A 24,780-nucleotide genomic window follows, 5' to 3' on the forward strand; every position below is an offset into this window, starting at 1 on the left:
ATGTAAAACCGAACCAATATCGAAAAAGGCGTCTAATAGACACTTTGACTCAAGGAGGAGAATCACAGGACGTTTACACACGACACGGATCAACGCTCGAGCTCCCCACTCGCTGCGTCCAGGCAGGTCAGCCTTAATGGATCTAACCAGAAGAGCCCCATGACCAACGCTGTCAGCAATAAACCTCATCTCAAGCCTTACCTGCTCGGCACAATCTCTGCGCTGCTTATCGCCAGTGCCATCAGTCTGGCAGTCCACGCCGACAAAGTCTTTGCCCGGCCCATAGACGGTGTGCAAACACTGGTCTTCATGCGCCATGCCGAAAAACCTGCCGACGGTCTCGGGCAACTCAACTGCCAGGGACTGAACCGCGCCATAGATCTGGCCACCCTGCTGCCTCAGCGCTACGGCAAGGCCGACTACGTGTTTGCTGCCGACCCGTCGCGCCAGGTTGAAGAAGGCGCCGACGATGACGCCTACAGTTATGTCCGGCCGCTGATGACCATTAATCCCAGCGCCATCAAACTGGGGTTGCCGATCAATCTGGAGTACTCGGCCAACGACACACGCGCCTTGGCCAATGAGCTGACCGACGACAAGTATCACAGCTCAACCATTTACACCGCGTGGTCCCATGGCTACCTGCCCGAGTTGATCAACAGCGTCGCAAGCAAGGCCCTGGGGGAAAAGACCACGCTGACTGAAGATTGGTCCGGCAGTGACTTTGACTCCCTCTATGTACTGACACTGACCTGGAAAGACGGCAAAGCCACCCTCCTGAGCCGCATCGACAAACAAGGGCTGAACAACGGCGAAAAAGGCTGCCCGAGCTGATCGGCTGCCCCTGATCAAGGCCATGACCGGGCCCGCTGGCGCAGCGCAGCCTCTGGCTTTTCCTGCGGCGGCTGGCGTTTAATGCGCCCCAGGATGCAACGCCCGGTAGCTACAACCCCGGCAAATGCGCACTCCACGCCAGGTACGATGTGGCCACCGATAAAAAATTTATCACTGCGCCGGACGCACTCTCGGCGCAAAATGCAGTCACATGATGCAACCACTTTCAGCGCTGGACATTGATTCAACCCGGCACGATCAACAACTTATTTGCGAAAAAACCAAGGTATTTGCATGAAGATCAACGTTATCGGTTTGCCTTTAGTCCTGGCCGCTCTTCTGGGCCTGGCGGGCTGTGCATCACCTACAGTCGTGACCCTGCAAAACGGCACGCAATACCTGACCAAAGACCTGCCAAAAACCACCAACAAGGACGGCTTTTACGAATTCGTGGACATTGCCGGCAAGCACATCAAGGTCAAGGCCGATGACGTCGCAACCGTTAAAGCCGACTGAAGCGAGCGGTACTGTTTTTGCTGCTAAAGCACTTTAGAACCACTCATCACTTCAACGCCCCGCCCAAATGAACGCGCAATAGACCTCACCGCCATGGACGACATGTCCATGGCGCGCCAACCCGACGCAGTCAACCATCCCGCTCTGGCTCATGCTGTAGCGCGAACGGGTTCAGCCTTGCTCGTCCGACAGCGCAATACTCGATAACCCCTGCCCCAATCAATGATCACCTGTTGTGAAAACGGGCTCCCGCGCGTGCAAAATTTTGAACAAAAGGAGTGTTCCCGGTCGCTTTTAATCTGTCTTTATGGTGACATCACTTAGCCACCCATCAGGCCATGGGGTGCAAAAACCAACTATGTGCTATAGCCGATTTAATCAAATCGAAGAGAGTTTCATGGCTATCGAATATCGATATTTATTCACTTATTAATGCCAAGGAAGGGCCATGAGCGATAGCAACAATCCTCTTTTCAACCAGTCACTTGAAAAGGGCCTTGCTGTATTACGCAGCTTCGGGCCGTCTCGAAGCAGCATGAACCTGGCTGAAATTGCCCAGGCGGCAGGCATCGCCAAAAGTTCTGCGCAACGAATGATTCATACCCTTGAAGCGCTCGGCTACGTGCGCAAGCAGGCACAGAGCCGACGCTTTCAGCTAACCCCAAAAGTCATGGAAATCGGCTACGGCTATTTGGCTGCCGACATCCTGGTCGGTGTAGCAACGCCCTACCTGGCCGAACTCAATCAAATCACCGGTGAGACCATCAATCTGACGGAGCCTGATGGCACAGACATGATTTGTGTCGCACGCTTTGTCGCCCCCCATTTCATCCCGATCCATATGCCCATTGGCAGTCGTATCCCCATGTACTGCACCGGGGCCGGCCGCGCATACCTGAGCGGTCTGCCGGACGAAGAGATTCACAGCATGCTGCAAAACAGCGCACCCACAGCACTCACGCAATACACCCTGACCGAAGTTGCGGCCATTTTTGAGCGCATCCAGGCCTGTCGTACACAGGGCTATGCAACCAGTCATGAAGAAATGGTCCTCGGAGACTTGAGCATTGCCGCGCCCATTCTCAACAACAACGGCCTCCCCGTTGCCGCGGTGCATGCAGTGGTACCCGCCAGCCGCTGGACCATGGCCGACGCGGAACTGAAACTTGCCCCGGCCGTGGTCCAGTGCGCCCGCTCCATCAGCCGCTCGATCTGCACCCTGTAACGGTCCGGGGGGCTCAGCAAGCATCCAACCTGCGGGCGGTGCGCTCAGGTATGATGCCGCGCTATTTCCCAGCGTTCGGTAACTCTTTATGTCCAGTATTTCCTCAGCCAGGCCCACCCGAGGCTGGTCATTCTGGTGGAAGCCTCTACTGTTTCTGCTTGTCGCGGGGATCGGTCTGTACTACGTCAAGTGGTCGCCCTACTACTTAAAGGCATTTGTCGCTGCCGACAACCACAGCATCGGTGCGTCGATCCTGAATGACAACCAGGGTGAACCCCTCGCTGCTGCACTGGCCTACGCCAAGGTGTACTTCCTGGCGATCTGGAAAGCTGCGGTCCTGGCGGTCATTCTCGGCTCACTGATTCAAGTACTGATCCCCCGCGACTGGTTGCTGCGCCTGTTTGGCAAGGCCGGTCTGGGTTCGACCCTGCGCGGCGGTCTGTTCGCTCTGCCCGGCATGATGTGTACCTGCTGCGCGGCCCCCGTAGCGGCAGGCATGCGTCGCCAAAACGTCTCGGTGGGTGCGGCGCTGGCCTTCTGGATCGCCAACCCGGTCCTCAACCCGGCCACTCTGGTGTTCATGGGCTTTGTCCTGGGCTGGGGCTTCACCGCGCTGCGTCTGGTGGCAGGGCTGGTACTGGTGATCGGCGTATCACTGATAGCGCAACGCATCTCTCGCCCGCAAAGCATCCCTGACGCAGCACTGGACGCCGTGTCCGAAGCCAGCACGGTCGATCAGCAAAACTTCTTCAGCCGTTGGGGCCGCACCCTGTGGCAACTGTTCTGGAACACCATCCCGGTCTATCTGCTGGCGGTACTGTTGCTGGGGGCGGCACGTGTGTGGCTGTTCCCCCATGTAGACGGCGCCATGGGCGACAGCCTGATGTGGCTGGTACCGCTGGCCATCGTCGGCACCCTGTTTGTCATCCCGACAGCCGCTGAAATTCCGATTGTGCAAACCATGCTGGCCCTGGGTATGGGCACTGCCCCGGCAGTCGCGCTGCTGATGACCTTGCCGAGCGTGAGCCTGCCGTCGTTGTTAATGCTGCGCAAAGACTTCGACACCCGGGTCCTGGTCAGCGTGGCATTGATGACCATGCTGGTCGGTGTGATCAGTGGCCTGGCGGGAATGTGGTTGCTCTAACACCCGTCCCCTGCAACCCCAACCCTGTAGGAGCGCGCTTGCTCGCGAGCTCTTTAAAAAGCTCGCGAGCAAGCTCGCTCCTACAAAAAACAGCCTCGGTAGTTGCCTTTTAACATTACCAAACCCCTGTGCTAGAGCGGTCCATTAAGGTTTAGTTAAGTTTCGCACGCTAGTGTGACCGGCGAGTCACAAATGGCTCGCATAAACTGCTACGCCACAGAGGTTGAATGATGGATCATAAACTCACAAAGTCGTTGGCTGCAGCATGTACCCCGCCCGAATCGGAACATGCCGACGCAGCATTGCAGCTAATCGTTGAAGGTTTTTTACATTTCCATCGTGAGGTCTTTCCGCAACAGAAAGACCTGTTCAAAAAACTGGCCACGGCCCAACGCCCAAGGGCGATGTTCATTGCCTGCGCCGACTCCCGTATCGTCCCCGAACTCATCACCCAGAGTGCCCCCGGGGATTTGTTTGTGACCCGCAACGTCGGCAATGTCGTGCCCCCTTACGGCGAGATGAATGGCGGCGTTTCAACAGCCATCGAATACGCGAACCTGGCGCTGGGCGTGCAACACATCATCGTTTGCGGACACTCCGACTGTGGCGCCATGCGTGCGGTTCTAAACCCCCGCAGCCTGGACAAAATGCCGACGGTCAAGGCCTGGTTGCGCCATGCCGAAGTGGCCAAAACCATGGTTCAGGAGAACTGTGCCTGCGCCAATGAAGCCGAAGGCATGCACGTCCTCACCGAAGAAAACGTGATTGCCCAGTTGCAGCACCTGCGCACTCACCCGTCCGTAGCCTCGCGCATGGCCAACGGACAATTGTTTATCCATGGCTGGGTCTACAACATCGAAACCAGCCAAATCAAAGCCTACGACGCAGAACGCGGATGCTTCCTGCCGCTGGATAACCTGCAGTCAATCCCCTGCGCGACTCCCAGAGCGCGCTTCTGAAAGCTTGTCACCGGATAACCCGGTGCAGCCAGGCCTGGATGCGCCTCAATAAAACTCAGGGAGAATCATCATGCGTGCTGCGCAATTAAAAGCTGTATTGCCACGGGAGCTGCTGGCCTCGGTGGTTGTGTTCCTGGTCGCCCTGCCCTTGTGCATGGGTATCGCCATTGCCTCCGGAATGCCGCCGGCCAAAGGCTTGATCACCGGCATCATCGGCGGTCTGGTCGTAGGCTGGATGGCCGGTTCACCGCTGCAAGTCAGTGGCCCGGCTGCCGGGCTGGCCGTTCTGGTCTTCGAACTGGTACGCCAGCACGGCATAGCCATGCTGGGCCCGATCCTGCTATTGGCGGGTTTTTTACAGCTGCTGGCCGGTCGCCTGCGCCTGGGGTGCTGGTTTCGCGTTACGGCCCCGGCAGTGGTCTACGGCATGCTCGCCGGGATCGGGGTGCTGATCGTACTGTCCCAAGTGCATGTAATGCTGGACGGCGCCCCCCAACCTTCGGGGCTGGACAACCTCACAGGCTTCCCCGCCGCCGTAGCCAAGGCAATCCCCGGTCTTGGCTGGCAAGCGGGCCTGTTGGGCCTGGCCACAATGCTGGTGATGTGGTCCTGGGACAAATTACGCCCGCACAAATTGCGCTTTATACCCGGCGCCTTGCTGGGCGTGGGTCTGACCACAGGTGCCAGCCTGCTGCTGGCCTTGCAGGTCAAACGTGTGCAAGTCCCCGAAAATCTGGCAGATGCCATCGACTGGTTGCGCCCTGCCGACCTGTTGAACCTGGCCGATCCCAACCTGCTGATTGCGGCATTTGCCGTCGCATTTATCGCCAGCGCTGAAACCCTGCTGTCGGCGGCAGCGGTTGACCGCATGCACAACGGCCAGCGCTCGGATTTTGACAAGGAACTGTCGGCACAGGGTGTTGGCAACATGCTGTGCGGCCTGGTCGGTGCCCTGCCGATGACCGGCGTCATCGTACGCAGTTCGGCCAATGTACAGGCCGGCGCCACCACGCGGCTTTCGGCGATATTCCATGGTGTCTGGCTGCTGGCATTTGTGCTGCTGTTGTCCAGTGTGCTGCAGAGCATTCCGGTCGCGAGCCTGGCCGGCGTACTGGTCTATACTGGGATTAAACTGGTGGATCTCAAGGCGTTTCGCGGCCTTGGGCGCTATGGACGGATGCCGATGTTTACCTATGGCGCCACTGCGCTGGCGATCATTTTTACCGACTTGCTGACCGGAGTACTGGTGGGTTTTGGTTTGACCCTGGCGAAACTGGCGTGGAAGGCATCGAGGTTAAAGATCAGCCTGATTGACCTGCCCGGAGCAGACGAAATGGAATTGCGCCTGATTGGCGCGGCAACCTTCCTCAAAGTCCCGGCCCTGACCCAGATCCTGTCGCGGGTACCTGCGGGTAGCACCGTGCATGTACCGCTCAACAACCTGAGCTATATCGACCACTCATGCCTGGAACTGTTTGAAGAATGGGGCCGGGCCAATGCGGCCAAGGGCTCCAGACTGATGATCGAACCGCGGGGTCTGAAACGACGCCTGGAAGGCAGGATACGCACGACTACAGGGTTAGGCTCGGCTTAACGACGACTGCGTCGCCGGACGCAGACTTTGTAGTCGCTGCCGAGCACCGCGAGGCTGCGATCGATTGCGTAGCGATCGCAAACCCTGCAAACCGGGTTGTCCGGCATTACGACGACTGCGTCGCCGGACGCAGCCTTCGGCAGCTGCTACAGATTGAAACGCAAACTTTTGTAGCAGCTGCCGAGCAACGCGAGGCTGCGATCGATTGCGCAGCGATCGCAAAACCTGCAAACCGGGTCGTTCGGCATTGCGACAGAGTGAAACGCAGACTTCGTAGCAGCTGCCGAGCAACGCGAGGCTGCGATCGATTGCGCAGCGATCGCAAACCCTGCGAACCGGGTTGTCCTGCATTACGACGACTTCGTCGCCGGACGCAGCCTTCGGCAGCTGCTACAGAGTGAAACGCAAACTTCGTAGCAGCTGACGAGCAACGCGAGGCTGCGATCGATTGCGAAGCGATCGCAAACCCTGCAAACCGGGGCGTTACGCAGCCTTCGGCAGCTGCTACAGAGTGAAACGCAAACTTTTGTAGCAGCTGACGAGCACCGCGAGGCTGCGATCGATTGCGCAGCGATCGCAAACCCTGCAAACCGGGCTATCCGGCATTACGCCGTCTGAGCCTCCGCCCCCTGCAAAATCAAACTCCGGTAATGCCCGGGGTTGGTCCCGGACCATTTGCGGAATGCCTTGTAAAACGAGCTGGTCTCGGCAAAACCCAGCCGCAGGGCAATGTCGGCGAAGCTCAGTTGCGGCTCCGCCAGCCAGCCGATAGCCAACTCCTTGCGCACACTGTCCTTGAGCCCTTGCCAGGTCTGACCTTCCTCCGCCAGACGCCGACGCAAGGTCGACGCCGACATGCACAAGCGCTGGGCCATGCCCCCGGTTTCCGGCCATTGATGGGCAGGCAATTGGCGCAGATCCTGTTTGATCTGGCTGCCCAGACTTTGCGGGTCACGGTACTTGACCAGAATATTGGCCGGCGCCTGGGCCAGAAAACGCTGCAACTCCTGGGGGCTGCGCTTGATGGGCGCTGCCAGGCAATCAGCAGCAAAGATCATCCGTGTACGCGGGCGGTCAAAACGCAGATTGGCGGAAAACATCACTTCGTAGTCTTCGCAATAATCCGGCGCCCCACAGCGCAGCTCGATGGCCATGATCGGAATCCGCCGCCCGGCCAGCCAGCAGGCAATGCCGTGCACGATCATCCAGTAGGTGAAGTAGGTAAAAGCACGGCCCGACCCGGCATCCGGTTCATGCAGCACTATTTGCGCCAGGCTCTGCTGACGGACCAGCCGGGCCGGTACCCGTTCGAGCATCAACGACAAGAACCCCAGCACCAGCTCCAGCCCCTGGGCCAGGGTGGGCTGGACCATGGCCGAACGGCACATGAACGCCAGGCTGCCAAACCTCAGCTTGCGCGGGTCCATGCCAAAGAACTCATCATCCTGGCGGCGCGCCAATAGCCGCCACATCCGCGCATAAACGACGGCAGGAACACGGGCATCCGCCTGGCTGAGCAACTGCGGGTCGATCCCGACCTTATGCAGTACTTCATCCGTGGCGCTACCCGGCGCACAGCTCTGCAGCAGCGCCTCACGCACCAGATGAATAGAGATGGTGTCTTTGTTGAGCATTGACCCTGATCCAAGCCCGATGACTTTTAGATGTCGGACATCTTAAGCAGCACAGATCAAAAAGCCAGTAGTACCTTAGCCGGGATCAGCATGATCGAACGACGTCAGGGGTCATGCGTGCATTGACTCGAGCGGGCAGCACAAACAACACCCGTGCCGCCAGCCCAGCTCAATCCACTGGCGCAAAGCCAACGCTGTCCGCCAGCGAACCCTGCAAAACAGGCAGCGTTTTGAAGGGCAAACCGCCCATGGTCGATGCCAGACTCGCCGCCGGCATAAAGATCAGGGTTTGCGCTGACTCAACATCATCGGCCGCGCCCGTGGTTCAGCTGATCAATCAGCGTTGATCAACGGTCGTGATTTCATGGCGTTCGGCAACGCTCGCCGGCACGCTGGCTTCGTCAGTGAAGAACTGCTGATACCACTCGCGCAGTTGATACACAGGGCCATCGCCCTCTGCCAGGACCGGGTTATTGACGCGAACTTTGTGGGTCCAGATATCAACATCCTGATAGAACGAATCACGGTTACGCTGCACGTAATCCAGCGCCAGCGCTTCGTTTTGCTCATCGCTCCAGCCCGGGACTTTTTTCACCATGCAGCCAAAACGCAGTTCAAAACTGTTGGGGCCAATCGGCACGTGACAGTTGAGCAGAATGGACTTGATTTCCTGACCGTCGAACATAGCGCGCATGCGGGTCAGGTGAGTGGCCGGGCCGTAATAGGCCGACTCCGCGACCAGATCCCCGCCCAGGCGCTCGGAGTCGCCATGGAAAATCTGCTCGGCAATATGCCCTTCAAACACGTTGTGGAAATACTTGGTCGGCGTGCCGTGCACCGGGCCGAAATGCTGCGCATCCACCAAGTTGTCGACCAGCTCGCGGGGGTTGGTGTTGATGATCATCTTGTCCAGATGCCAGCTGTGCAGCCACTCATCACTGTCCATTTCCGGCAGGTGCGGAATCACCACATCAGCAGCGGGCGGCTTGCCTTCCGGGTTGTTCCAGACAAACAGCAGGCTGTTGACTTCACAGGTCAGCCAGGCGCGGGTTTTCGCTTTGGGCGGAATACGCTTGCAGTACGGGATCTCGACACATTTACCGCTGGCTTCGTACTGCCAATGGTGAAAAGGACAAACCACACGGTCGTTCTCGATAGTGCCCTGGGACAGGTCGGCACCCATGTGCGGGCAATGGGCGTCGAGCACACTGATCTGGCCCGTCGAAGTGGCGAATGCCAGCAAGCGGGAACCGAAAATATTCAGGGTATGCAACTTGCCGTCACGGTATTCATCCGCCTCGCCCAGGCAATGCCATCCCCGGCCAAAGCGCGGAGCTAACGCATTCTCGACGTGGATTTCAGCGAGTTTAGTCATTTTTATTATTCCTCAGGTTAGGGACCAGGGCGCGTGCCTTACTGATCTTCACCGAGGCGCAAGACGGGCTCATCGTTCAGATGGACTAGAGACAGGACTTGCACAAATCCTGTGGGGGCCCGGCCTGGCGGCGATGCAGGCAACACGGCAAGCCAGAAACAGCGCGCGCCCCTGCAGGAGCCTGGCTTGCCAGCGATGCCGCCCCCGTGGCCTGTCAGCGCCAGTCGGCAACTATCCCGTGCTCACGGGCAAACGGCTGGCAGTGAATGGTTTGACGCTGGTAATCGCGCGCCGCTTCGTTGGTCGCCAGCCACAGCATGACCGCCGCCGGAACCTCAGGCGGCGCAGAACCGGCGCGCAAGGCAATCACGCCTTTATCGCCAATAGTCGCGAGCAGTGCCTCAGTCGTCACCACACCGGGGTTGAGGGTGTAGGCACGAATCCCCTGCTCGCCCAGCTCTATCGACAGGATGCCCGACAGCCTCGATACCGCGGCCTTGCCGGCACCATAGGCATAGCCCCAGCCGCCCTTGCCCGCAGCCACCGGCGGGTCGGTTTCACCGGCCCCCGAGGTCACGTTGATCACCACCCCGCCACCCTGCTCCAGCATGCGTGCGACCACGGCCCGGGTCAGCAAAAACGGAGTCAGCACATAGCCCTGGAATACCCGTTGCAAGGTCTCGGGCTGCAACTCCATAAAGGGCAAGTTGAGGTCACTGCCCTGGTAAATCGCATTGTTGACCAGAACATCCACCCGGCCATATTCGGCAAACACCGCCTCACTGGCCGCCAGCACTGACTCACTGTCGAGCAGGTCCATAGGCACCACCCGGGCCTTGCGTCCCAGTTCGCGGATCGCGGCCGCGGTACCGTTCAAACTGCCCGGCAGCGCCGTGCCATCGGGGTTGCGCAAGCCGTGCCTGTGGCTTTCGCCTTCATCCAGGCTGCGCGCGCTGATGGCCAGATCAAAACCTGCACGGGCAAATGCCAGGGCGGTTTCACGACCGATGCCACGACTGGCGCCGGTAATAAATGCCACTTTACTCATAGCGGTTCCTCAAGAATTAGAAACGTTGCGCGCGCACCATCGCGTCCATCCCGCCATCAACGAAGATGACGCTGCCGGTGACAAAGCTGGCCTGGGCGGACTGCAGGAACGCCACCACCCGGGCGATCTCTTCGGGATGCCCGGCGCGCCCCAGTGGCGCGACAAATTCGCTGACCGCCTTGCCAAACCGTGCATCATCCTTGGCCGCCTGATGCAGCGGGGTTTCCACCGCTCCTGGCGCCACCACATTCAAACGGACCCCTTGCCTGGCCCATTGCACCGATTTACGACGGGCCTCACAGGTCACCGCGTACTTGGAGCTGGCATAAGCGATATGCGGCTGGCCGAGGGCATCGGCCAATTGCAGGGCCTGCGCTTCGTCACCGGCGAGCAACGCTGCAACCATTGGCTGCTGGTCCGCACCGGGCTGGGTGGCCGCCACTGATCCGATCACCAGCGCCGCCGGGTTTTCACCCTTGGCCAGCGCATCGGCCAGACCGTCAAGCAACTCATTGACGCCAAAATAATTCACCGCCAGCACCAGACTGCTTGAAGACGCAGTGACGCCCAACCCTGCGCAACACACCAGGCCGTCGAGCACCCCGTCGCACTGTTCAAGCACCTGGGCCACTGCCGCCCGGCGCCCGTCACCGGTTGAGAGGTCGGCGACCACCTCGGCACCGGCCCGGTCGATCCCGATGATGCGGTGCCCCGCAGCCCGCAATACCGCGCACACGGCGGCGCCGATTCCAGAAGCGGAACCGCTGACAGCTGTAACTGGCATAAGACTTTCCTTGATGATGCAGGCTCACCGCGAGCCTGACTGACGTGGGTGCTTAAGCGCTCTTGCGCACTGGCCGCGCCAACTGCGGCGCCGGTACGATCACCGACTCAGCCCCCCGCAAGGCGCACTTGGGCTTTCCCAGCGCGACCACGCTGTTCAGCAGAATCCTTACCAGCTCGGTCTGACGGCGCACACCGGTTTTGGAAAAGATCGAACGTAAATGGGCCCGTGCCGTATTGCGCCGGATGTTCAGGTTTTCGGCCGCCTCTTCCAGGGACAAACCGTTCGCCAGTTCCATGGCCAGCGCGGTTTCGGCCTTGGTCAGATTGAACAATTGCTTGGTCACCACTTCACTGGCCAGCGACTTGCCCACCGAGTCGCGGATGTAGATCACCGCTGCCGGCTTGCTCTTGCCCTCGGCCCACTCCAGCGAAGGAATCGCCTCGACCACCAGGCCCAGGCTGACCTGCCCCGAAGGTCGGGTCACGGACATGGCATCGGCCGTCAGCCCGCCTTCGCGTACCTCGGCGCTGAAGGCGTGTTTGACCAGACGCTGCAATTCGCGGTTATCGCTGGGATAGGTGGCTTCCAGCCGGCCGCCCACCAGTTTCAGGCCATCGGCGCTTTTGAGGATTTCTTCGGCAACCGGGTTCAGGCGCAGCACCTTGCCGGTTTCGTCGAGCACAATGGTCGCCACCGACAGGCGGCTGATGGCCTGAGCGTAAAGCTCACTCATCGACTCACTACGGTCCAGCAAGTTGTGCAGGTGCAGGGCGCGGCGCAGATGCGGCAAGAACATGCTGCACAGGGCGCGTTCGGCACTGGAAAATTTGGGCGAGGTCTTGGGCCGGGTGATACGGAAGCGCAGCTTGCCGCCGTCAGGGGTGGAGATGTCGGCGCCCATCACGTGATAAACGTTTTGCGGGCCGCAATAGGCTTTGAAATAGGCTGAGTGGGTCCAGTCCGACTCACTCATCAGGTCTTCTACGGTAAACACCTGATCCAGCGCCTGGCCGGCAAACGGCGTGTTGGTCTGCGGGTAAGTCTGGTAGGTCAGCTCACCTTCGCCTTCGATGTCCCCGGCCACAATCATCAGGCCCAGATCCGGCTGGTCCGGTACCCGCAGGATCAGCGTGGCGTAGTTGGCGGCAAACATTTCACGCACCGAGCACAGGGTGCGACCCATGACTTTGGGGTCCAGCGCGCCATCATAAAACTTGCCAACCATTTGATCGTAATCGGCCAGGTCCAGTCCCAGACTGGCCAAAGTTTGGTGATTCAGGGTCACTGTATCCACGGACATTTCCTCGCATCGGGCCAGATTCAAAGACCTGCCCTCATTATTGTTTTTATCGCCTGCGGTTTGCCTTTGTGCGGAATCGGGATGATCCGTCAACCCTGCACAAAGGCGGCCCAGTATTTCTTTATGTTGACCGCCATACAAGCCCGTTCAGCGGTCTGTTTCAACGGTTTGAGAGGTCCTTCGCAGCTACGCTCTGTTTGAGCGGGTAATGCCCGGCGTGCGTGCCGTGGCCCGGGTTGTCAGATGCAGCCCTGACCCTGACCAGCGGGCGTCCCAGGTTGAACCAGGCGGCCAGGGCCGGCAGCAGGAAGATCGCCCCCAGCACGTTGACCAGGAACATGAAAGACAGTAGCACCCCCATGTCGGCCTGGAACTTGAGCGGAGCAAACGCCCAGGTGCACACACCGATGGACATGGTCAGCGCGGTAAACACCGCTGCCGTACCGCGCTGGCACATGGCCTGGTAAAACGCGTTACGCAGGTCTTTGCCGTCAGCCATCTCATGGGCGATGCGCTCATACAGATAAATCCCGTAGTCGACCCCGACCCCGACCCCCAGCGCCATGACTGGCAAGGTGGCGACTTTCAGGCCGATGCCCAGGGTCGCCATCAAGGCGTTGCACAGAATGGCCACAATCGCCAATGGCACCAGAATGCACAGCACCGCCCGAAACGAGCCGAAAGTCAGCCAGCAAAACAGTGCCACCGAACCGAACAGGGCGGCGAGCATCACCACCTCGGCCTGCTTGACCGCCTCGTTGGATGCCGCCATCACTCCCACGTTGCCGCCGGCCATCAGGAACTGCACTTCAGGGCTTTGCAGACCGGCAATGATGCGTTGGGTTTCCTTGACCACATGGCTGACAGTCGCCCCCTCATGGTCGGTCAGGAACACCAGAATCTGCATCCGCTGGCAGCCTTCGGTCACCAGCCCGTCGTCCGGCATGTAAGCCCGGGCGCCCTGGCTCAAACCGCGTTCGGAACCCGGAATCGCCGACCAGCGCGGATTGCCTTCGTTGTTGCCGGCAATCACGTTTTTACCCATGCCGGCCACACTTTGCACCGACTGCACCCCGGGCACGCTGCGCATCTGGAAGTCGAACGACTCAACCGCCCGCATGACCTGCGGCGCCAGACAGCCTTCTTCAATGCCTTTGACCTGGACAAAAACCGACATCACATCCAGGCCAATGGAATAGCTGTTGATGATTTTCTGATTGTCCTGGTTGTAGCGAGAATCGGCGCGCAACTCCGGTGCCCCGACGCCGATATCGCCCACAGCCAAATCCCGCGCCTTGTAGGCGCCCACGCCCAGCAGCAACAGGCTGATCACAAATACACTCAGCGCCGGTTTGGGCTCGGCCAGCGCCGACAGCCGCCACCACAGTGCATGTCTGCCCCCGACGGCCTTAAGGCCCCGGGCCAAAGCACTGGGTTCGAGCTTGAGGTAGGAGAGGATGATCGGCAGCATCAGCTTGTTGGTGATGATCATCAGCATCACGCCGATACACGCGGTCACCCCCAGCTCATGAACGATGGGAATGTCGATCAGCATGATCACGCCAAAGCCCAGTGCGTTCATCAGCAACGCCAGCGAACCCGGAATGAAGATCTTGCAAAAGGCACTATGGGCGGCCTGTACCGAGGAGCTGCCGGCCAGCACGTCCTGCTTCCAGGCATTGGTCATCTGCACTGCGTGGGACACGCCAATGGAGAAAATCAGGAACGGCACCAGAATCGACATCGGGTCGATCCCCAGCCCCAGCAAAGGCAGCAGGCCCAGCAGCCAGACCACCGGCAACAAAGCCACGGCCAACGCCACCAGCGTCAGGCGCCAGGAGCGTGAATACAGCCACAGCATCAACCCGGTGATCACAAAGGCAATCACGAAGAAACTGATCACCGTGGTCAAACCTTCAATGACATCGCCCACCAGCTTGGCAAAGCCGACGATATTGATCTCGATATCATCGTTGCTGTACTTGGCACGAATGTCCTCCAGGCGCTTGGCGACCTCGGCATAGGACACCGGCTTGCCGGTTTGCGGGTCCAGATCCTGCAAGTCGGCACGCACCATCGACGACTTCAGGTCATTGGACACCAGCCGCCCGATCTGACCCGAGCGGGCAATATTGCTGCGTACCTGCGCCAGGTCTTCGGTCGATCCGGTAAAGCGCGGCGGCACCACCACATCGCCGAAAAAACCTTCTTCGGTAATTTCGATATAGCGCACATTGGCCGTAAACAAGGAGGTGACACTGGCGCGACTGACACCGTTGATGAAGAACACATCGCCGGTGACTTTGTTCAGGGTATCGAGGTACTCGCGATTATAAATATCGCCCTCGCCTTTCCACTTCACGCTGACCAGAAAGCGGTTGGCCCCGGTGAAGTACTGACTGAAATTGAGGAAGTTGACCATGAACTCGTTGCGCACCGGGATTTGCTTGTTAAAGCCCGGGTCGAGCTGGGTGTGGGTGGCGCTGTAACCCAGCGCCAGGGTCAGCAGCACAAACAGCGCCAGCAGCCCTTTGCGCCAGGCGATCAACAGATCGGCGATACGTTCAACCACACGGTTAACTGCAGATTTAGCGCTGCTCATTTGGCACCTGCCAACGCAGCAACGCTGCCATCCGAGCCCTGGAACACCCCACGTTCACCGCCCACCAGCAACCGCTCGCCACCCACCAGTACCGCTGAGGTCAAGGTTCCCAGCCCTGGCAAGCGCGTGGCGCTGACCAAATGACCCTTGGCATCCAGACGCACCAATGAGCTGCCCGCCCCAACGATCAACAGCCCGCCGCCGTTGGGCAACAGGGCATGACCGTAGAGCGGTAACTGATTGCCCACTTCAACAGGCTCCCAGCTCTGACCAAAATTCTGGCTGACAAATACATGGCCGCGCATGCCGTAGGTCACCCAACGATCAGGGCTCAAACGCACCACGCCAAACAGCGAACCGTTATAGAACCCGGGCAACTTCTGCCAGTTGCGCCCGCCATCTTCGCTGCGCATCACCAGCCCCTGCTCGCCCACCAGCATGCGCCGGCCATCCGCGCCGCCATCCATGCCGTTGAGGTGGGCACTGTCGACTTCCAGCGGCTGCGCCTGCCAGGAGCGACCGTCATCATCGGACTGGTAAAACTTGCCAAAACTGCCGAATGCCAGCACCCGCTTGCCACCGGCGTTCCAGATACCCAGCAAAGGCTCGGCGACTTCATCGTCGTGGCGCACTTCAGTCCAGTTCGCGCCTTGGTCTTCGGAGCGCAGAATCCAGCCATCGTGACCGACCGCCAACAGGCTCTTGTCGGCCAGCGCCACCAGTGCGGTGAGGGTCAAGTCACGTTGTGGTTTGACCACCGCGGACTGCCAGGTCTGCCCCTGATCGTCGCTGAGCAAAATATTGCCGCGCTCACCCACCGCAACCACGCGCTGATCCAGATACAGCATGCCATTGATTTGCAGGCGGTCCGGGCGCAACTGCGCAGAGTCCAGAGAAGCAGCGGGATGGGGAGTGAAGGTAAAAACGACGGTTGCCGCGACAATCAGGCAAACCAGATAGCCGATCATTGCACGCATGGTCGAAGCCTCGCTGCACGATTCAGTTGCTGGACAGAGTTCATGCAGCCAGTCCTCTTTTTATTATCGTGGATGCTCTGGCTACCTCGGCGGCGAGGTGCCTAGAACCTGCCTTCGATCTTCGGACTGGTGGGTCACGGGCACATCGTCCAAATGGCCTAGCCCGGATGACACACTGTAGGAGCGAGCTTGATCTGTAGGAGCGAGCTTGCCTCGCGAGCTTTTAAATGGCCAACAGCTCGCGAGCAAGCTCGCTCCTACAGGGTTACGAGGGTTACGGGGTCAGACCAGGCGCTGGATCTGCTTGTGCCGCCATACCAGCCGGTAATACGCGGTTTGCAGCCCCAGCATGGCCAGGTAGGTTACCGGGAAGGCCATCCACACGCCCTCAAGGCCGAAGTGGGCATCCAGGGCATAGGCCACCGGCAGCTCGATGCACAACACGCAGAAAATCGTGATGCCCATCGGCACCAGCACCACCCCGCTGGCACGCATGATCCCGCCTATCACCGCCTGGAAACCGAACACCAGAATGCTCCACAGCATGATGTGCAACAGGTGCTCGGCCCGGATGCGCGCATCGACGTCGGTAATGAACAGCCCCAGCAGCCAGTCCGACAACGCATAGCCCAGCACGATCAGGGCGCCGGTCAGGCACAGGTTGATCAGCATGCCCGTGCGCAGGATCGGCCCGATGCGCTCGAGGTGCCCGGCACCGATGGCCTGGGCTCCAAGGATCGAGGCCGTGATGGCAATCGACAGCGCCGGAAACTGCACGTAGTTGACGATCTGGGTCACCGCACCATAAGCGGCCGTGGCCTGGGAGCCGTGGCTGTTGACCAGGGCCAGAATCACCAGCTCCGAGAGCGACAACACCACCATCTGCACCCCGGTCGGCAAACCGATGCGCAACACCTTGCCCAGAATCTCCCGGTTCAACCGCAACGCAGCCCACAGCTCGCGATCCGGCGCCATCACACTGTTTTTATGACGCAAGCGATACACCAGAAACAGCATCGCCAGCGCGTTACCCACCAGACCGGCCAGCGCCGCACTCTGAATGCCCATCGGCGCCAGCCCCACCCAGCCCTTGATCAAGGCAGGCGTGAGTAACAGTCCTACGGCCGTCGACACCATCAGGGCCAGCAATGGCGACACGGTATCGCTCACTCCGCGCAGCAGCTGGGTAAACAGAATGAACACCATCAGCAGCGGCAGGATCAGCATCATCACCTGGGCATAACCGACCGCTTCATCCAGCACATCAGGCGGAGTGCCCAGGGCCTGCATGGCCGGTCTGGCAAACACACTGCCCAGCACCGCAGCGATCAGCCCGACCAACGCGCCAAGGGTCAAGGTGGCCCCGGTGATCTGCTTGACCATCGACGTCTCGCGGGCGCCCCAGGCCTGACCGATCAACACCGAGGCACCAGCGCCCAGGCCAATCACCAGGGCGATAAAGAAGAACAGCACGGGAAACATTCCCGACACTGCCGCCAGTGCCTGAGTACCCAGCATCTGCCCGATATAAATACCGTTCAGGGTGCCGGAAAACCCCTGCAGGAAATTGGACAGCACCATCGGTGCCAGAAAGATCAGGTAGATCTGCCACAGCGGCCTTTGTGAAGGGGTTTGCATAACGGGATGTCCTTATTGAAAAGCCATAAGGCGTTATACCCCACAGGTCGCAAAAAGCGTTACCAAACATGTCTCCCATCACCCCGGCGTATGATTTCTGCTTTTCCTGTAGGAGCGAGCTTGTCTCGCGAGCTCTGTGTCGTTACGTGGAAAAGCTCGCGAGGCAAGCTCGCTCCTACAGGTCCGGATCCAGGTCAAGGTCAAGGTCAAGGTCAAGGTCAAGGTCCAGTTCCAGTTCCCGGGTCCAGTTCCGGATCAATTCAATTCAAACAAGCCCGCTGCACCCATTCCGCCGCCGATGCACATGGCGACCACGACAAACCGGGCGCCACGGCGGCGGCCTTCCAGCAAGCTGTGGCCCACCATCCGCGCTCCCGACATGCCAAACGGATGGCCAATGGAAATCGCCCCGCCATTCACGTTCAGGCGGTCATTGGGGATTTCCAGAAAATCACGGCAGTACACCACCTGGCAGGCAAACGCTTCGTTGATCTCCCACAGGTCGATGTCGGACACGGTCAGGCCAAAGCGTTTGAGCAATTTGGGAATCGCAAACACCGGGCCAATGCCCATTTCTTCCGGTGCACAACCACTCACTGCTATCCCGCGATAGGTGCCCAGCGCTTCGATGCCGCGTTGCCTGGCTTCGGCGCGGCTCATCAACAGCACGGCCGCGGCACCATCGGAAAATTGCGAGGCGTTGCCCGCAGTGATGAACTCGCCCTGCTGCACCCACTTGCCGTCTTTCCAGACCGGTTTAAGGGCCGCCAGATCCTCAAGGGTGGTTGACGGGCGATTGCACTCGTCGCGATCGGCAATCACGTCCTGATAACCGCTGGGCTTGCCTTCCTTGTCGAACAGCAGCTTGCGCGCAGCCAAAGGCACGATTTCATCGGCGAACAGCCCGCCCGCCTGGGCAGCTGCTGTGCGCTGCTGGCTTTGCAGGGAATACTGGTCCTGCACTTCGCGGCTGATGTTGTAACGACGGGCCACGATTTCGGCCGTCTCAAGCATCGGAATGTACGCGGTGGGCATGCATTGCAGTACTGCTTCGGACTGGGCGCGGTAGGTGTTCTTGTATTTGTTCTGGGTCAGGGACAGCGACTCGACACCGCCGGCGACGGCAATCGACATTTCGCCGGTCATGATCCCTTTGGCGGCCACGCCGATGCTCATCAACCCCGAGGCACACATGCGGTCAATTGCCATGCCCGGCACTGTGTTGGGCAACCCCCCGGTATTGGCGCACAGGCGGCCGATGTTATAGCTCTGGGTGCCCTGTTGTGCGGCGGCGCCCATGATCACGTCTTCTACCGAACCCGGCTCGATACCGGCGCGCTCAACTACCGCACGCACTACATGGCCGCCGAGCACCGGCGCTTCGGTGTCGTTGAACGAACCGCGAAAGGATTTGCTTAGCGCGGTGCGGGCCGTGGAGACGATCACAACGTCATTTAAATTCATGTTCAAGGCTCACTGTTCAATAGGGTTGAAGGTGTAGCGGCTGATGGTGTCCACCACGCAGCCGGGGCGCTCGCTGCCCTCGATTTCGACGCTGATGCGCACCACCACCTGCAGTGCACTGCCCATGACTTCGACCCCCACGATCTGGCCATGCCCGCGTACCCGGGAACCGACCTTGACCGCCGCCGGGAAGCGCAGCCGGTCGCTGCCGTAATTGACGCCCATGGCCAGATTGGCGAACTGCATCAACTGCGGCATAAACAGATTGGCCAGCGCCAGGGTCAGGTAGCCGTGGGCAATGCAGGCACCAAAGGGGCCGCTGGCGGCGCGTACGGGGTCAACATGAATCCACTGGTGATCGCCCGTCGCTTCGGCAAACAGATCGATCCGCTCCTGGGTCAGCAGCAGCCAGTCGGTGCGCCCCAGATCCAGCCCTTGCGCGGCGAGTAACTGCCCGGCGCTGCTAAATAGCGTGCTCATTGCCTCACCTCAAGCCTGTTGCGAACTGACGGGCAGCACTTCGCCCACCATGTACGAGGCATAGTCGCTGGCCAAAAACACCATCACGTTGGCCACTTCCCAGACCTCAGCGGCGCGGCCAAAGGCTTCGCGGCTGGTGAGCTGTTCCAGCAGTTCGCTGCTGGAGGCTTTTTTCAGAAAGTCGTGCAGGGCGATCGACGGCGCCACGGCGTTGATCCGCACCCCGCTCTCCGCGGCTTCCAGCGCGCTGCAACGGGTCAGGGCCATGACCCCGGCCTTGGCCGCGGCGTAGTGGGCCTGTTCCTTTTGCGCACGCCAGCCCAGCACCGAGGCGTTGTTGACGATGGCGCCAGCGCCCCGGCGCTCCATATGCGGAAGCATGGCGCGGGTCATGCGCATGGTGCCGGTCAGGGTGATGTCGAGTACCGAAGACCATTGTTGATCGGTCATTTCGGTGAGCCGAACCTGGCCGCCAAGCCCGGCGTTATTGATCAGCACGTCGACCCCGCCCAGTGCTTCTTCAGCCGCTGCCACCAGGGCTTGTACATCGGCTTCGACAGTGACGTTGCACAGCTGCCCGTACACCGCCTGCAACCCGGTTTCAGCCTTGAGACGCTCAACCGCTTCTTCGAGGCGACGCGGGTGGATATCAGAAATCATCAGGGCGCGGCAGCCTTCTTCGGCGCAGCGTTTGGCAGCGGCATAACCGATACCGGCACCGGCGGCGGCGGTAATCAAAATCGACTTGCCGGCCAGCAACTGGTGACCCGGTACGTAAGGAGGAGCTTGTCTCATGGCAGAAATTCTCTTGTTCTAACGAAACAACATGCGCAACCTTGTGGGAGCTGGCTTGCCAGCGATTGGATCCCCCGGATATTGAGCTACACCGGGTTGCCTGCATCGCTGGCAAGCCAGCTCCCACAGGGGCATTCGTGTCAGCTACCCCAGACCCGCTGCGGGGCGGGGGCTTCGGCGAGGATCTGGGCCATGGCTACACCCACTTCTTCGGGCTGCCATTGCGCGCCCTTGTCCCGGGTCACGCCGGTACGCCAGCCATCGCCCAGGGACAATCGGCCGCCCTGGCTTTCGATGATTTGCCCGGTCACATGACTCGACAGGCTGCTGCCCAGCCACACCACCAGCGGCGCGACGTTTTCCGGGGCCCAGGCGTCAAAGCCGCCGTCGTCAGGCTTTTTCACCACGTCCGGCATCGCGCTTTCGGTCATCGATGTACGGGCTGCCGGGGCCAGTGCATTGACGGTCACCCCGTAGCGCGCCAGTTCAGCCGCCTGCACCAGGGTCAAGGCGGCAATTCCGCCTTTGGCGGCGCTGTAGTTGGACTGCCCCACCGAGCCCTGCAAGCCGGCCCCGGAGCTGGTGTTGATGATGCGCGCGGCCACCGGCTGGCCGGCCTTGGCCAGATCACGCCAGCGTTTACCGAGGATATTGGCCAGGCAGAAGTGGCCTTTGAGATGGACCCGCATTACTGCGTCCCAGTCGTCTTCACTCAGGCTGATAAACATCCGGTCGCGCAAAATGCCCGCGTTGTTGACCAGCACATGCACTTCGCCAAACGCCGCCAGGGCGGCATCAACGATGTGCTGCGCGGTGGCTGTGGTGGTGATGTCATCGGCGTTGGCGATGGCCTGGCCACCAGCCTCGCGAATTTCGGCCACCACGTCTTCTGCTGCTTCGCGACGTATGTCGTTGACCACCACATTGGCGCCCTGCCCGGCGAAAGCCAGCGCATAGGCGCGGCCCAGGCCGCCGCCAGCGCCGGTGATGATCACGGTACGGTTTGCACAAATTGCCATGTCAATGCTCCTAGAGACGCTCAATGATGGTCACGTTGGCTTGCCCGCCGCCTTCGCACATGGTCTGCAAGCCGTAACGGCCGCCACTGCGCTCAAGCTGGTGCAGCAGGCTGGTCATCAACCGTGCGCCGCTGGCGCCCAGCGGATGGCCAAGGGCGATCGCCCCGCCATTGGCGTTGGTCCTGGCCGGGTCGTAATCCAGCTCTTTGGCCCAGGCCATGACCACCGAGGCAAAGGCTTCGTTGATTTCCACCAGGTCGATGTCGTTGATGTTCATGCCGGCTTTTTTCAGCGCGGCACGGGTCGCGGCAATGGGTGCCGTGAGGTGCCAGATAGGGTCGTCGCCAAGCACCGAAAGATGATGAATCCGCGCCCGGGGCGTCAGGTTGTAGCGCTTGAGCGCCGCTTCCGAGACCACCAGCAAGGCCGCCGAGGCATCGCAGGTCTGGCTGGAAACCGCTGCGGTAATCGAAGGGAACTCGGCAGACACTGGCTCCAGTTCGGCCATTTTGGCCAGGCTGGTGTGGCGCGGGGTTTCATCGTCCCACACCCCTTCGCAGGGCACGATTTCATTGACGAAGCGGCGCCCGGCGATGGCATCCAGTGCCCGGCGATGGCTTTCCAGCGCGTAGGCTTCCATCTGCTGGCGGCTGATATCCCAGTGGTCGGCTATTCGCTGCGCCGCATAAAACTGGTTGACCGATTGGTTGCCAAAGCGCGCCTGCCAGCCCTTGCTGCCGGAAAACGGATCGCTGAAACCCAGTGCCTGCCCGGCCAGCATCGCCGAGGAAATCGGGATCTGGGTCATGGTTTGCACACCGCCCACCGCGATCACATCCTGGGTGCCACTCATCACCGCCTGGGCGGCAAAGTGCAGCGCCTGCTGCGACGAGCCGCACTGGCGATCAATGGTGGTGCCGGGCACATTGAGCGGCAAACCGGCGGCCAGCCAGCTGGTGCGGGCAATATCTCCCGCTTGCGAGCCAATGGTATCGACACAGCCAAAGATCACGTCGTCGTATTCGTCGGCCGGAATCTGGTTGCGCTCAACCAGCGCCTTGAGCACATGGGCGCCCAGGTCCATCGCGTGGACATGGGCCAGACCGCCCTTGCGCCTGCCGGTCGGGCTGCGCAAGGCATCAACAATATAGGCTTGGGGCATCAATCAATCCTCGAAGGTATGGCCAGGGCCCAAAGGCGTGGCGCCGCTGAGTACATGTTCGGCCACCCGGGTTTTATGCAGGGCGCGATCACCCCAGGCGTTATCCAGCGCCCAGGCCCTTTTCATGAACATTTGCAGGTCGACTTCCCAGGTGTATCCCATGGCACCGTGCACCTGAATGCCGTGGCGGGCTGCCAGCCAGCTGGCTTCGCAACAGGCCAGACGCGCCTGGGACACCCATACCCCGGCGTTTTTCTCGCCGTGGGCCAGAGCGTAAGCGGCGCGATACAGCACCGGCTTGGCGAACTCGAGCTGGGTGGCGACATCGGCCAGGTGATGCTTTACCGCCTGAAAACTGCCAATCGGCTTGCCGAACTGCTTGCGCTGGGCGGCGTAATCCACTGACAAATCGAGCATCCGCTGGGCCAGGCCGACCAGTTGCCCGGCCACCAGCAAGGCGCCACGGTTGAGGGTCTGCGCCCACAGTTCACGACCGTGCTCACCCTCGGCGACCCGCGTGGCGGGGCCCGGTTGCCAGCTGACTTGCGCCAGGCGCCGGGACGCATCAATGCTGCTGTGGGCGTGTACATCGACCTGGCTGCGGGGCACGGCGTGCACTTCATCGCCATGGGCCAACAGCAGCAGGTCGGCATGGGCAGCGTCCGCCACCAGCGGGTTGACCGGGTGGCCAATGGCAACCCGCAGGCTGCCTTCGGCAATGCGCTCCAGCCATTCGCCGCGTTGCGGGGTGTCGGCTGCCAGTTGCGCAATCAGGGCACTGGCGACATAAGCGGTGTCGCCCAGAGAGTCAGGGATGGCGTAGTAGCCCAGCTCCTGAGTCATCAGGGCCCAAGCCACATCGTCCATGCCCAGCCCGCCGAAGGCTTCGGGCACCGACAGCGCGGTCAGGCCCTGCTCGGCAATTTTGTTGCGCAAATCCGGCGAGCGGCCGACGTCGGTCTCCCAGATTTCACGAAGCATTTCCGGTGCGGCTTCGGTCATCAAGAAACGGCTGATGGCTTCGCGGAAGGTTTGCTGGTCATCGGTAAAGGTAAAGTCCATACCCGGCCTCACTTCGGCAGGCCGAGCATGCGCTCGGCAATGATGTTGCGCTGAATCTCGTTGGTTCCGGCATAGATCGGCCCTGCCTGGGCAAACAGGAAGCCCTCCAGCCAGTCGTGGCCGTCTGCCGATTTGCCGGTCAGTTCGCCATTGGCACCCAATATCCGCATGGCGGTTTCGTGCATGCGCAAATCCAGTTCCGACCAGATGATTTTGTTGGTGCTCGATTCGGCGCCAATCTGCGCACCGCGGCTCAGGCGGCCAACCGTGTGATAGGCGGACAAGGCATAGGCCTGAGCGTCCGACCAGGCTTTGCAGACCGCTTCGCCAAGGCTCGGATCACGGTCGGCACTGGCACGATTGGCCTGGTAAAGCTCCACCAACTTGCGGGCGGTGTACTGAAAGCGCGCCGGTGAACGCAACAGCAAACCGCGTTCAAAACCGGCGGTGGCCATCGCCACGTGCCAGCCCTGCCCTTCGTCACCGATACGGTTTTCCAGAGGGATGCGCACGTCATCGAAGAACACTTCGGCAAATGCGTCCTTGCCGTTCAAAGCCTTGATCGCACGTACGGTGACGCCCGGTGCATTGAGCGGCACCATCACGAATGACAGGCCGTGATGGCGGCTGGAGGTGGGGTCGCTGCGAAACAGACCGAACAGCCAGTCAGCAAAGATGGCGCGGGTCGACCAGGTTTTCTGGCCGTTGAGCACATAGCTGTCACCGTCGCGGGTGGCCTTGCTGGTGATGGCCGCCATGTCGGAACCGGCATTGGGTTCGGACCAGCCCTGGGCCCACATGTCGGCACTGGCCGCCATGCGCGGCAAAAAGCGCTTCTTTTGCGCCTCGGTGCCAAATTCCATCAAGGTCGGGCCCAGTAATAACTGGCCATTCTGATTGACCCGCATCGGCGCATTGGCGCCGTAGTATTCCTCTTCGAAAATCAGCCACTCGATCAGGTCACAGCCACGCCCGCCCAACGCGGTCGGCCACATCACCATTGAGAAGCGGCTGTCGAACAACTTGGCTTCCCACTGACGGTGCTGCTCGAACCCTTCACGGGTGTCGTAACTCGCCAATGGCTCGGACGGCAGGTTAGCCGCCAACCAGTGGCGCACCTCCTGGCGAAAGGCCTTTTGCTTGGGGGAGTAAGTCAGGTCCATCG

General features: G+C 60.5%; 21 protein-coding genes. 6 read left to right on the top strand and 15 right to left on the bottom strand.

The window, feature by feature from the left end; translation table 11 throughout:
• The first annotated feature begins 159 nt into the window (after positions 1-159).
• The 6 genes from ACP7BO_RS22100 (at position 160) to ACP7BO_RS22125 (ending at position 6,272) form a co-directional block, all read left to right on the top strand.
• Entirely contained in the window at positions 160-834 is a 675-nt protein-coding gene (locus ACP7BO_RS22100; protein WP_426212775.1) for a histidine phosphatase family protein, read from the top strand.
• A 294-nt stretch (positions 835-1,128) separates the two neighbouring features.
• Positions 1,129-1,350 (top strand): YgdI/YgdR family lipoprotein, encoded by a 222-nt coding sequence (locus ACP7BO_RS22105; protein ID WP_060691681.1) that lies wholly within the window; start codon positions 1,129-1,131, stop codon positions 1,348-1,350.
• 448 nt (positions 1,351-1,798) lie between these two features.
• On the top strand, positions 1,799-2,575 hold the full coding sequence (locus tag ACP7BO_RS22110) for an IclR family transcriptional regulator (RefSeq protein WP_426212776.1): 777 nt from the start codon (positions 1,799-1,801) through the stop codon (positions 2,573-2,575).
• Positions 2,576-2,663: 88 nt separating this feature from the next.
• On the top strand, positions 2,664-3,719 hold the full coding sequence (locus ACP7BO_RS22115; protein WP_426212777.1) for a permease: 1,056 nt from the start codon (positions 2,664-2,666) through the stop codon (positions 3,717-3,719).
• A 230-nt stretch (positions 3,720-3,949) separates the two neighbouring features.
• A complete protein-coding gene (locus ACP7BO_RS22120) occupies positions 3,950-4,678 on the top strand; it encodes a carbonic anhydrase (RefSeq protein WP_060691678.1) in 729 nt (242 codons plus the stop codon).
• A gap of 70 nt (positions 4,679-4,748) precedes the next feature.
• Complete coding sequence (locus ACP7BO_RS22125; protein WP_060691677.1) at positions 4,749-6,272, top strand: SulP family inorganic anion transporter; 1,524 nt, start codon at positions 4,749-4,751, stop codon at positions 6,270-6,272.
• Between the two features lie 605 nt (positions 6,273-6,877).
• On the opposite strand, the gene ACP7BO_RS22130 is transcribed toward ACP7BO_RS22125, so the two are convergent.
• From ACP7BO_RS22130 to ACP7BO_RS22200, 15 genes are all read right to left on the bottom strand, one after another.
• Entirely contained in the window at positions 6,878-7,906 is a 1,029-nt protein-coding gene (locus tag ACP7BO_RS22130) for an AraC family transcriptional regulator (protein WP_426212778.1), read from the bottom strand.
• A 337-nt stretch (positions 7,907-8,243) separates the two neighbouring features.
• Positions 8,244-9,281, bottom strand: a complete 1,038-nt coding sequence (locus tag ACP7BO_RS22135) for a Rieske 2Fe-2S domain-containing protein (protein ID WP_397456448.1) — start codon at positions 9,279-9,281, stop codon at positions 8,244-8,246.
• Between the two features lie 214 nt (positions 9,282-9,495).
• Positions 9,496-10,329: an SDR family NAD(P)-dependent oxidoreductase gene (locus ACP7BO_RS22140; protein WP_426212779.1), complete on the bottom strand. Its 834-nt coding sequence runs from the start codon at positions 10,327-10,329 to the stop codon at positions 9,496-9,498.
• Between the two features lie 16 nt (positions 10,330-10,345).
• The gene (locus tag ACP7BO_RS22145) at positions 10,346-11,113 is read right to left on the bottom strand and encodes an SDR family oxidoreductase (protein WP_426212780.1); all 768 of its coding nucleotides are present in this window, start codon (positions 11,111-11,113) and stop codon (positions 10,346-10,348) included.
• Between the two features lie 52 nt (positions 11,114-11,165).
• A complete protein-coding gene (locus tag ACP7BO_RS22150; RefSeq protein ID WP_397456444.1) occupies positions 11,166-12,410 on the bottom strand; it encodes a helix-turn-helix transcriptional regulator in 1,245 nt (414 codons plus the stop codon).
• A 166-nt stretch (positions 12,411-12,576) separates the two neighbouring features.
• Positions 12,577-15,018, bottom strand: coding sequence for an efflux RND transporter permease subunit (locus tag ACP7BO_RS22155; protein WP_426212781.1), 2,442 nt, complete (start codon positions 15,016-15,018; stop codon positions 12,577-12,579).
• The gene (locus tag ACP7BO_RS22160; protein ID WP_426212782.1) at positions 15,015-15,995 is read right to left on the bottom strand and encodes a WD40/YVTN/BNR-like repeat-containing protein; all 981 of its coding nucleotides are present in this window, start codon (positions 15,993-15,995) and stop codon (positions 15,015-15,017) included. Before ACP7BO_RS22160 ends, ACP7BO_RS22155 begins: the two co-directional genes overlap by 4 nt.
• Before the next feature lie 282 nt (positions 15,996-16,277).
• Positions 16,278-17,633 (bottom strand): MATE family efflux transporter, encoded by a 1,356-nt coding sequence (locus ACP7BO_RS22165; RefSeq protein WP_060691669.1) that lies wholly within the window; start codon positions 17,631-17,633, stop codon positions 16,278-16,280.
• Positions 17,634-17,888: 255 nt separating this feature from the next.
• The gene (locus tag ACP7BO_RS22170; protein WP_060691668.1) at positions 17,889-19,097 is read right to left on the bottom strand and encodes an acetyl-CoA C-acyltransferase; all 1,209 of its coding nucleotides are present in this window, start codon (positions 19,095-19,097) and stop codon (positions 17,889-17,891) included.
• A gap of 9 nt (positions 19,098-19,106) precedes the next feature.
• A complete protein-coding gene (locus ACP7BO_RS22175) occupies positions 19,107-19,577 on the bottom strand; it encodes a MaoC family dehydratase (RefSeq protein WP_060691667.1) in 471 nt (156 codons plus the stop codon).
• 9 nt (positions 19,578-19,586) lie between these two features.
• Complete coding sequence (locus ACP7BO_RS22180) at positions 19,587-20,372, bottom strand: SDR family oxidoreductase (protein ID WP_003446457.1); 786 nt, start codon at positions 20,370-20,372, stop codon at positions 19,587-19,589.
• Positions 20,373-20,512: 140 nt separating this feature from the next.
• Complete coding sequence (locus tag ACP7BO_RS22185; RefSeq protein ID WP_397456438.1) at positions 20,513-21,391, bottom strand: SDR family oxidoreductase; 879 nt, start codon at positions 21,389-21,391, stop codon at positions 20,513-20,515.
• Between the two features lie 10 nt (positions 21,392-21,401).
• Positions 21,402-22,553: an acetyl-CoA C-acetyltransferase gene (locus ACP7BO_RS22190; protein WP_060691665.1), complete on the bottom strand. Its 1,152-nt coding sequence runs from the start codon at positions 22,551-22,553 to the stop codon at positions 21,402-21,404.
• 3 nt (positions 22,554-22,556) lie between these two features.
• Positions 22,557-23,615 carry an acyl-CoA dehydrogenase family protein gene (locus ACP7BO_RS22195; protein ID WP_397456437.1) on the bottom strand — a complete coding sequence of 353 codons (1,059 nt, stop codon included), beginning with the start codon at positions 23,613-23,615 and terminating at the stop codon, positions 22,557-22,559.
• A gap of 8 nt (positions 23,616-23,623) precedes the next feature.
• Positions 23,624-24,778: an acyl-CoA dehydrogenase family protein gene (locus tag ACP7BO_RS22200; protein ID WP_426212783.1), complete on the bottom strand. Its 1,155-nt coding sequence runs from the start codon at positions 24,776-24,778 to the stop codon at positions 23,624-23,626.
• Positions 24,779-24,780 lie beyond the last annotated feature (2 nt).

This window comes from Pseudomonas sp. TWR2-1-1 (assembly GCF_049897045.1).
Classification (GTDB): Bacteria; Pseudomonadota; Gammaproteobacteria; order Pseudomonadales; family Pseudomonadaceae; genus Aquipseudomonas; species Aquipseudomonas versuta.

Bases quoted from the DNA above. Each gene is read 5' to 3' on its own strand.
- ACP7BO_RS22100 (WP_426212775.1), top strand. From the start codon at position 160: ATGACCAACGCTGTCAGCAATAAACCTCATCTCAAGCCTTACCTGCTC.
- ACP7BO_RS22105 (WP_060691681.1), top strand. From the start codon at position 1,129: ATGAAGATCAACGTTATCGGTTTGCCTTTAGTCCTGGCCGCTCTTCTG.
- ACP7BO_RS22110 (WP_426212776.1), top strand. From the start codon at position 1,799: ATGAGCGATAGCAACAATCCTCTTTTCAACCAGTCACTTGAAAAGGGC.
- ACP7BO_RS22115 (WP_426212777.1), top strand. From the start codon at position 2,664: ATGTCCAGTATTTCCTCAGCCAGGCCCACCCGAGGCTGGTCATTCTGG.
- ACP7BO_RS22120 (WP_060691678.1), top strand. From the start codon at position 3,950: ATGGATCATAAACTCACAAAGTCGTTGGCTGCAGCATGTACCCCGCCC.
- ACP7BO_RS22125 (WP_060691677.1), top strand. From the start codon at position 4,749: ATGCGTGCTGCGCAATTAAAAGCTGTATTGCCACGGGAGCTGCTGGCC.
- ACP7BO_RS22130 (WP_426212778.1), bottom strand. From the start codon at position 7,906: ATGCTCAACAAAGACACCATCTCTATTCATCTGGTGCGTGAGGCGCTG.
- ACP7BO_RS22135 (WP_397456448.1), bottom strand. From the start codon at position 9,281: ATGACTAAACTCGCTGAAATCCACGTCGAGAATGCGTTAGCTCCGCGC.
- ACP7BO_RS22140 (WP_426212779.1), bottom strand. From the start codon at position 10,329: ATGAGTAAAGTGGCATTTATTACCGGCGCCAGTCGTGGCATCGGTCGT.
- ACP7BO_RS22145 (WP_426212780.1), bottom strand. From the start codon at position 11,113: ATGCCAGTTACAGCTGTCAGCGGTTCCGCTTCTGGAATCGGCGCCGCC.
- ACP7BO_RS22155 (WP_426212781.1), bottom strand. From the start codon at position 15,018: ATGAGCAGCGCTAAATCTGCAGTTAACCGTGTGGTTGAACGTATCGCC.
- ACP7BO_RS22160 (WP_426212782.1), bottom strand. From the start codon at position 15,995: ATGCGTGCAATGATCGGCTATCTGGTTTGCCTGATTGTCGCGGCAACC.
- ACP7BO_RS22165 (WP_060691669.1), bottom strand. From the start codon at position 17,633: ATGCAAACCCCTTCACAAAGGCCGCTGTGGCAGATCTACCTGATCTTT.
- ACP7BO_RS22170 (WP_060691668.1), bottom strand. From the start codon at position 19,097: ATGAATTTAAATGACGTTGTGATCGTCTCCACGGCCCGCACCGCGCTA.
- ACP7BO_RS22175 (WP_060691667.1), bottom strand. From the start codon at position 19,577: ATGAGCACGCTATTTAGCAGCGCCGGGCAGTTACTCGCCGCGCAAGGG.
- ACP7BO_RS22180 (WP_003446457.1), bottom strand. From the start codon at position 20,372: ATGAGACAAGCTCCTCCTTACGTACCGGGTCACCAGTTGCTGGCCGGC.
- ACP7BO_RS22185 (WP_397456438.1), bottom strand. From the start codon at position 21,391: ATGGCAATTTGTGCAAACCGTACCGTGATCATCACCGGCGCTGGCGGC.
- ACP7BO_RS22190 (WP_060691665.1), bottom strand. From the start codon at position 22,553: ATGCCCCAAGCCTATATTGTTGATGCCTTGCGCAGCCCGACCGGCAGG.
- ACP7BO_RS22195 (WP_397456437.1), bottom strand. From the start codon at position 23,615: ATGGACTTTACCTTTACCGATGACCAGCAAACCTTCCGCGAAGCCATC.
- ACP7BO_RS22200 (WP_426212783.1), bottom strand. From the start codon at position 24,778: ATGGACCTGACTTACTCCCCCAAGCAAAAGGCCTTTCGCCAGGAGGTG.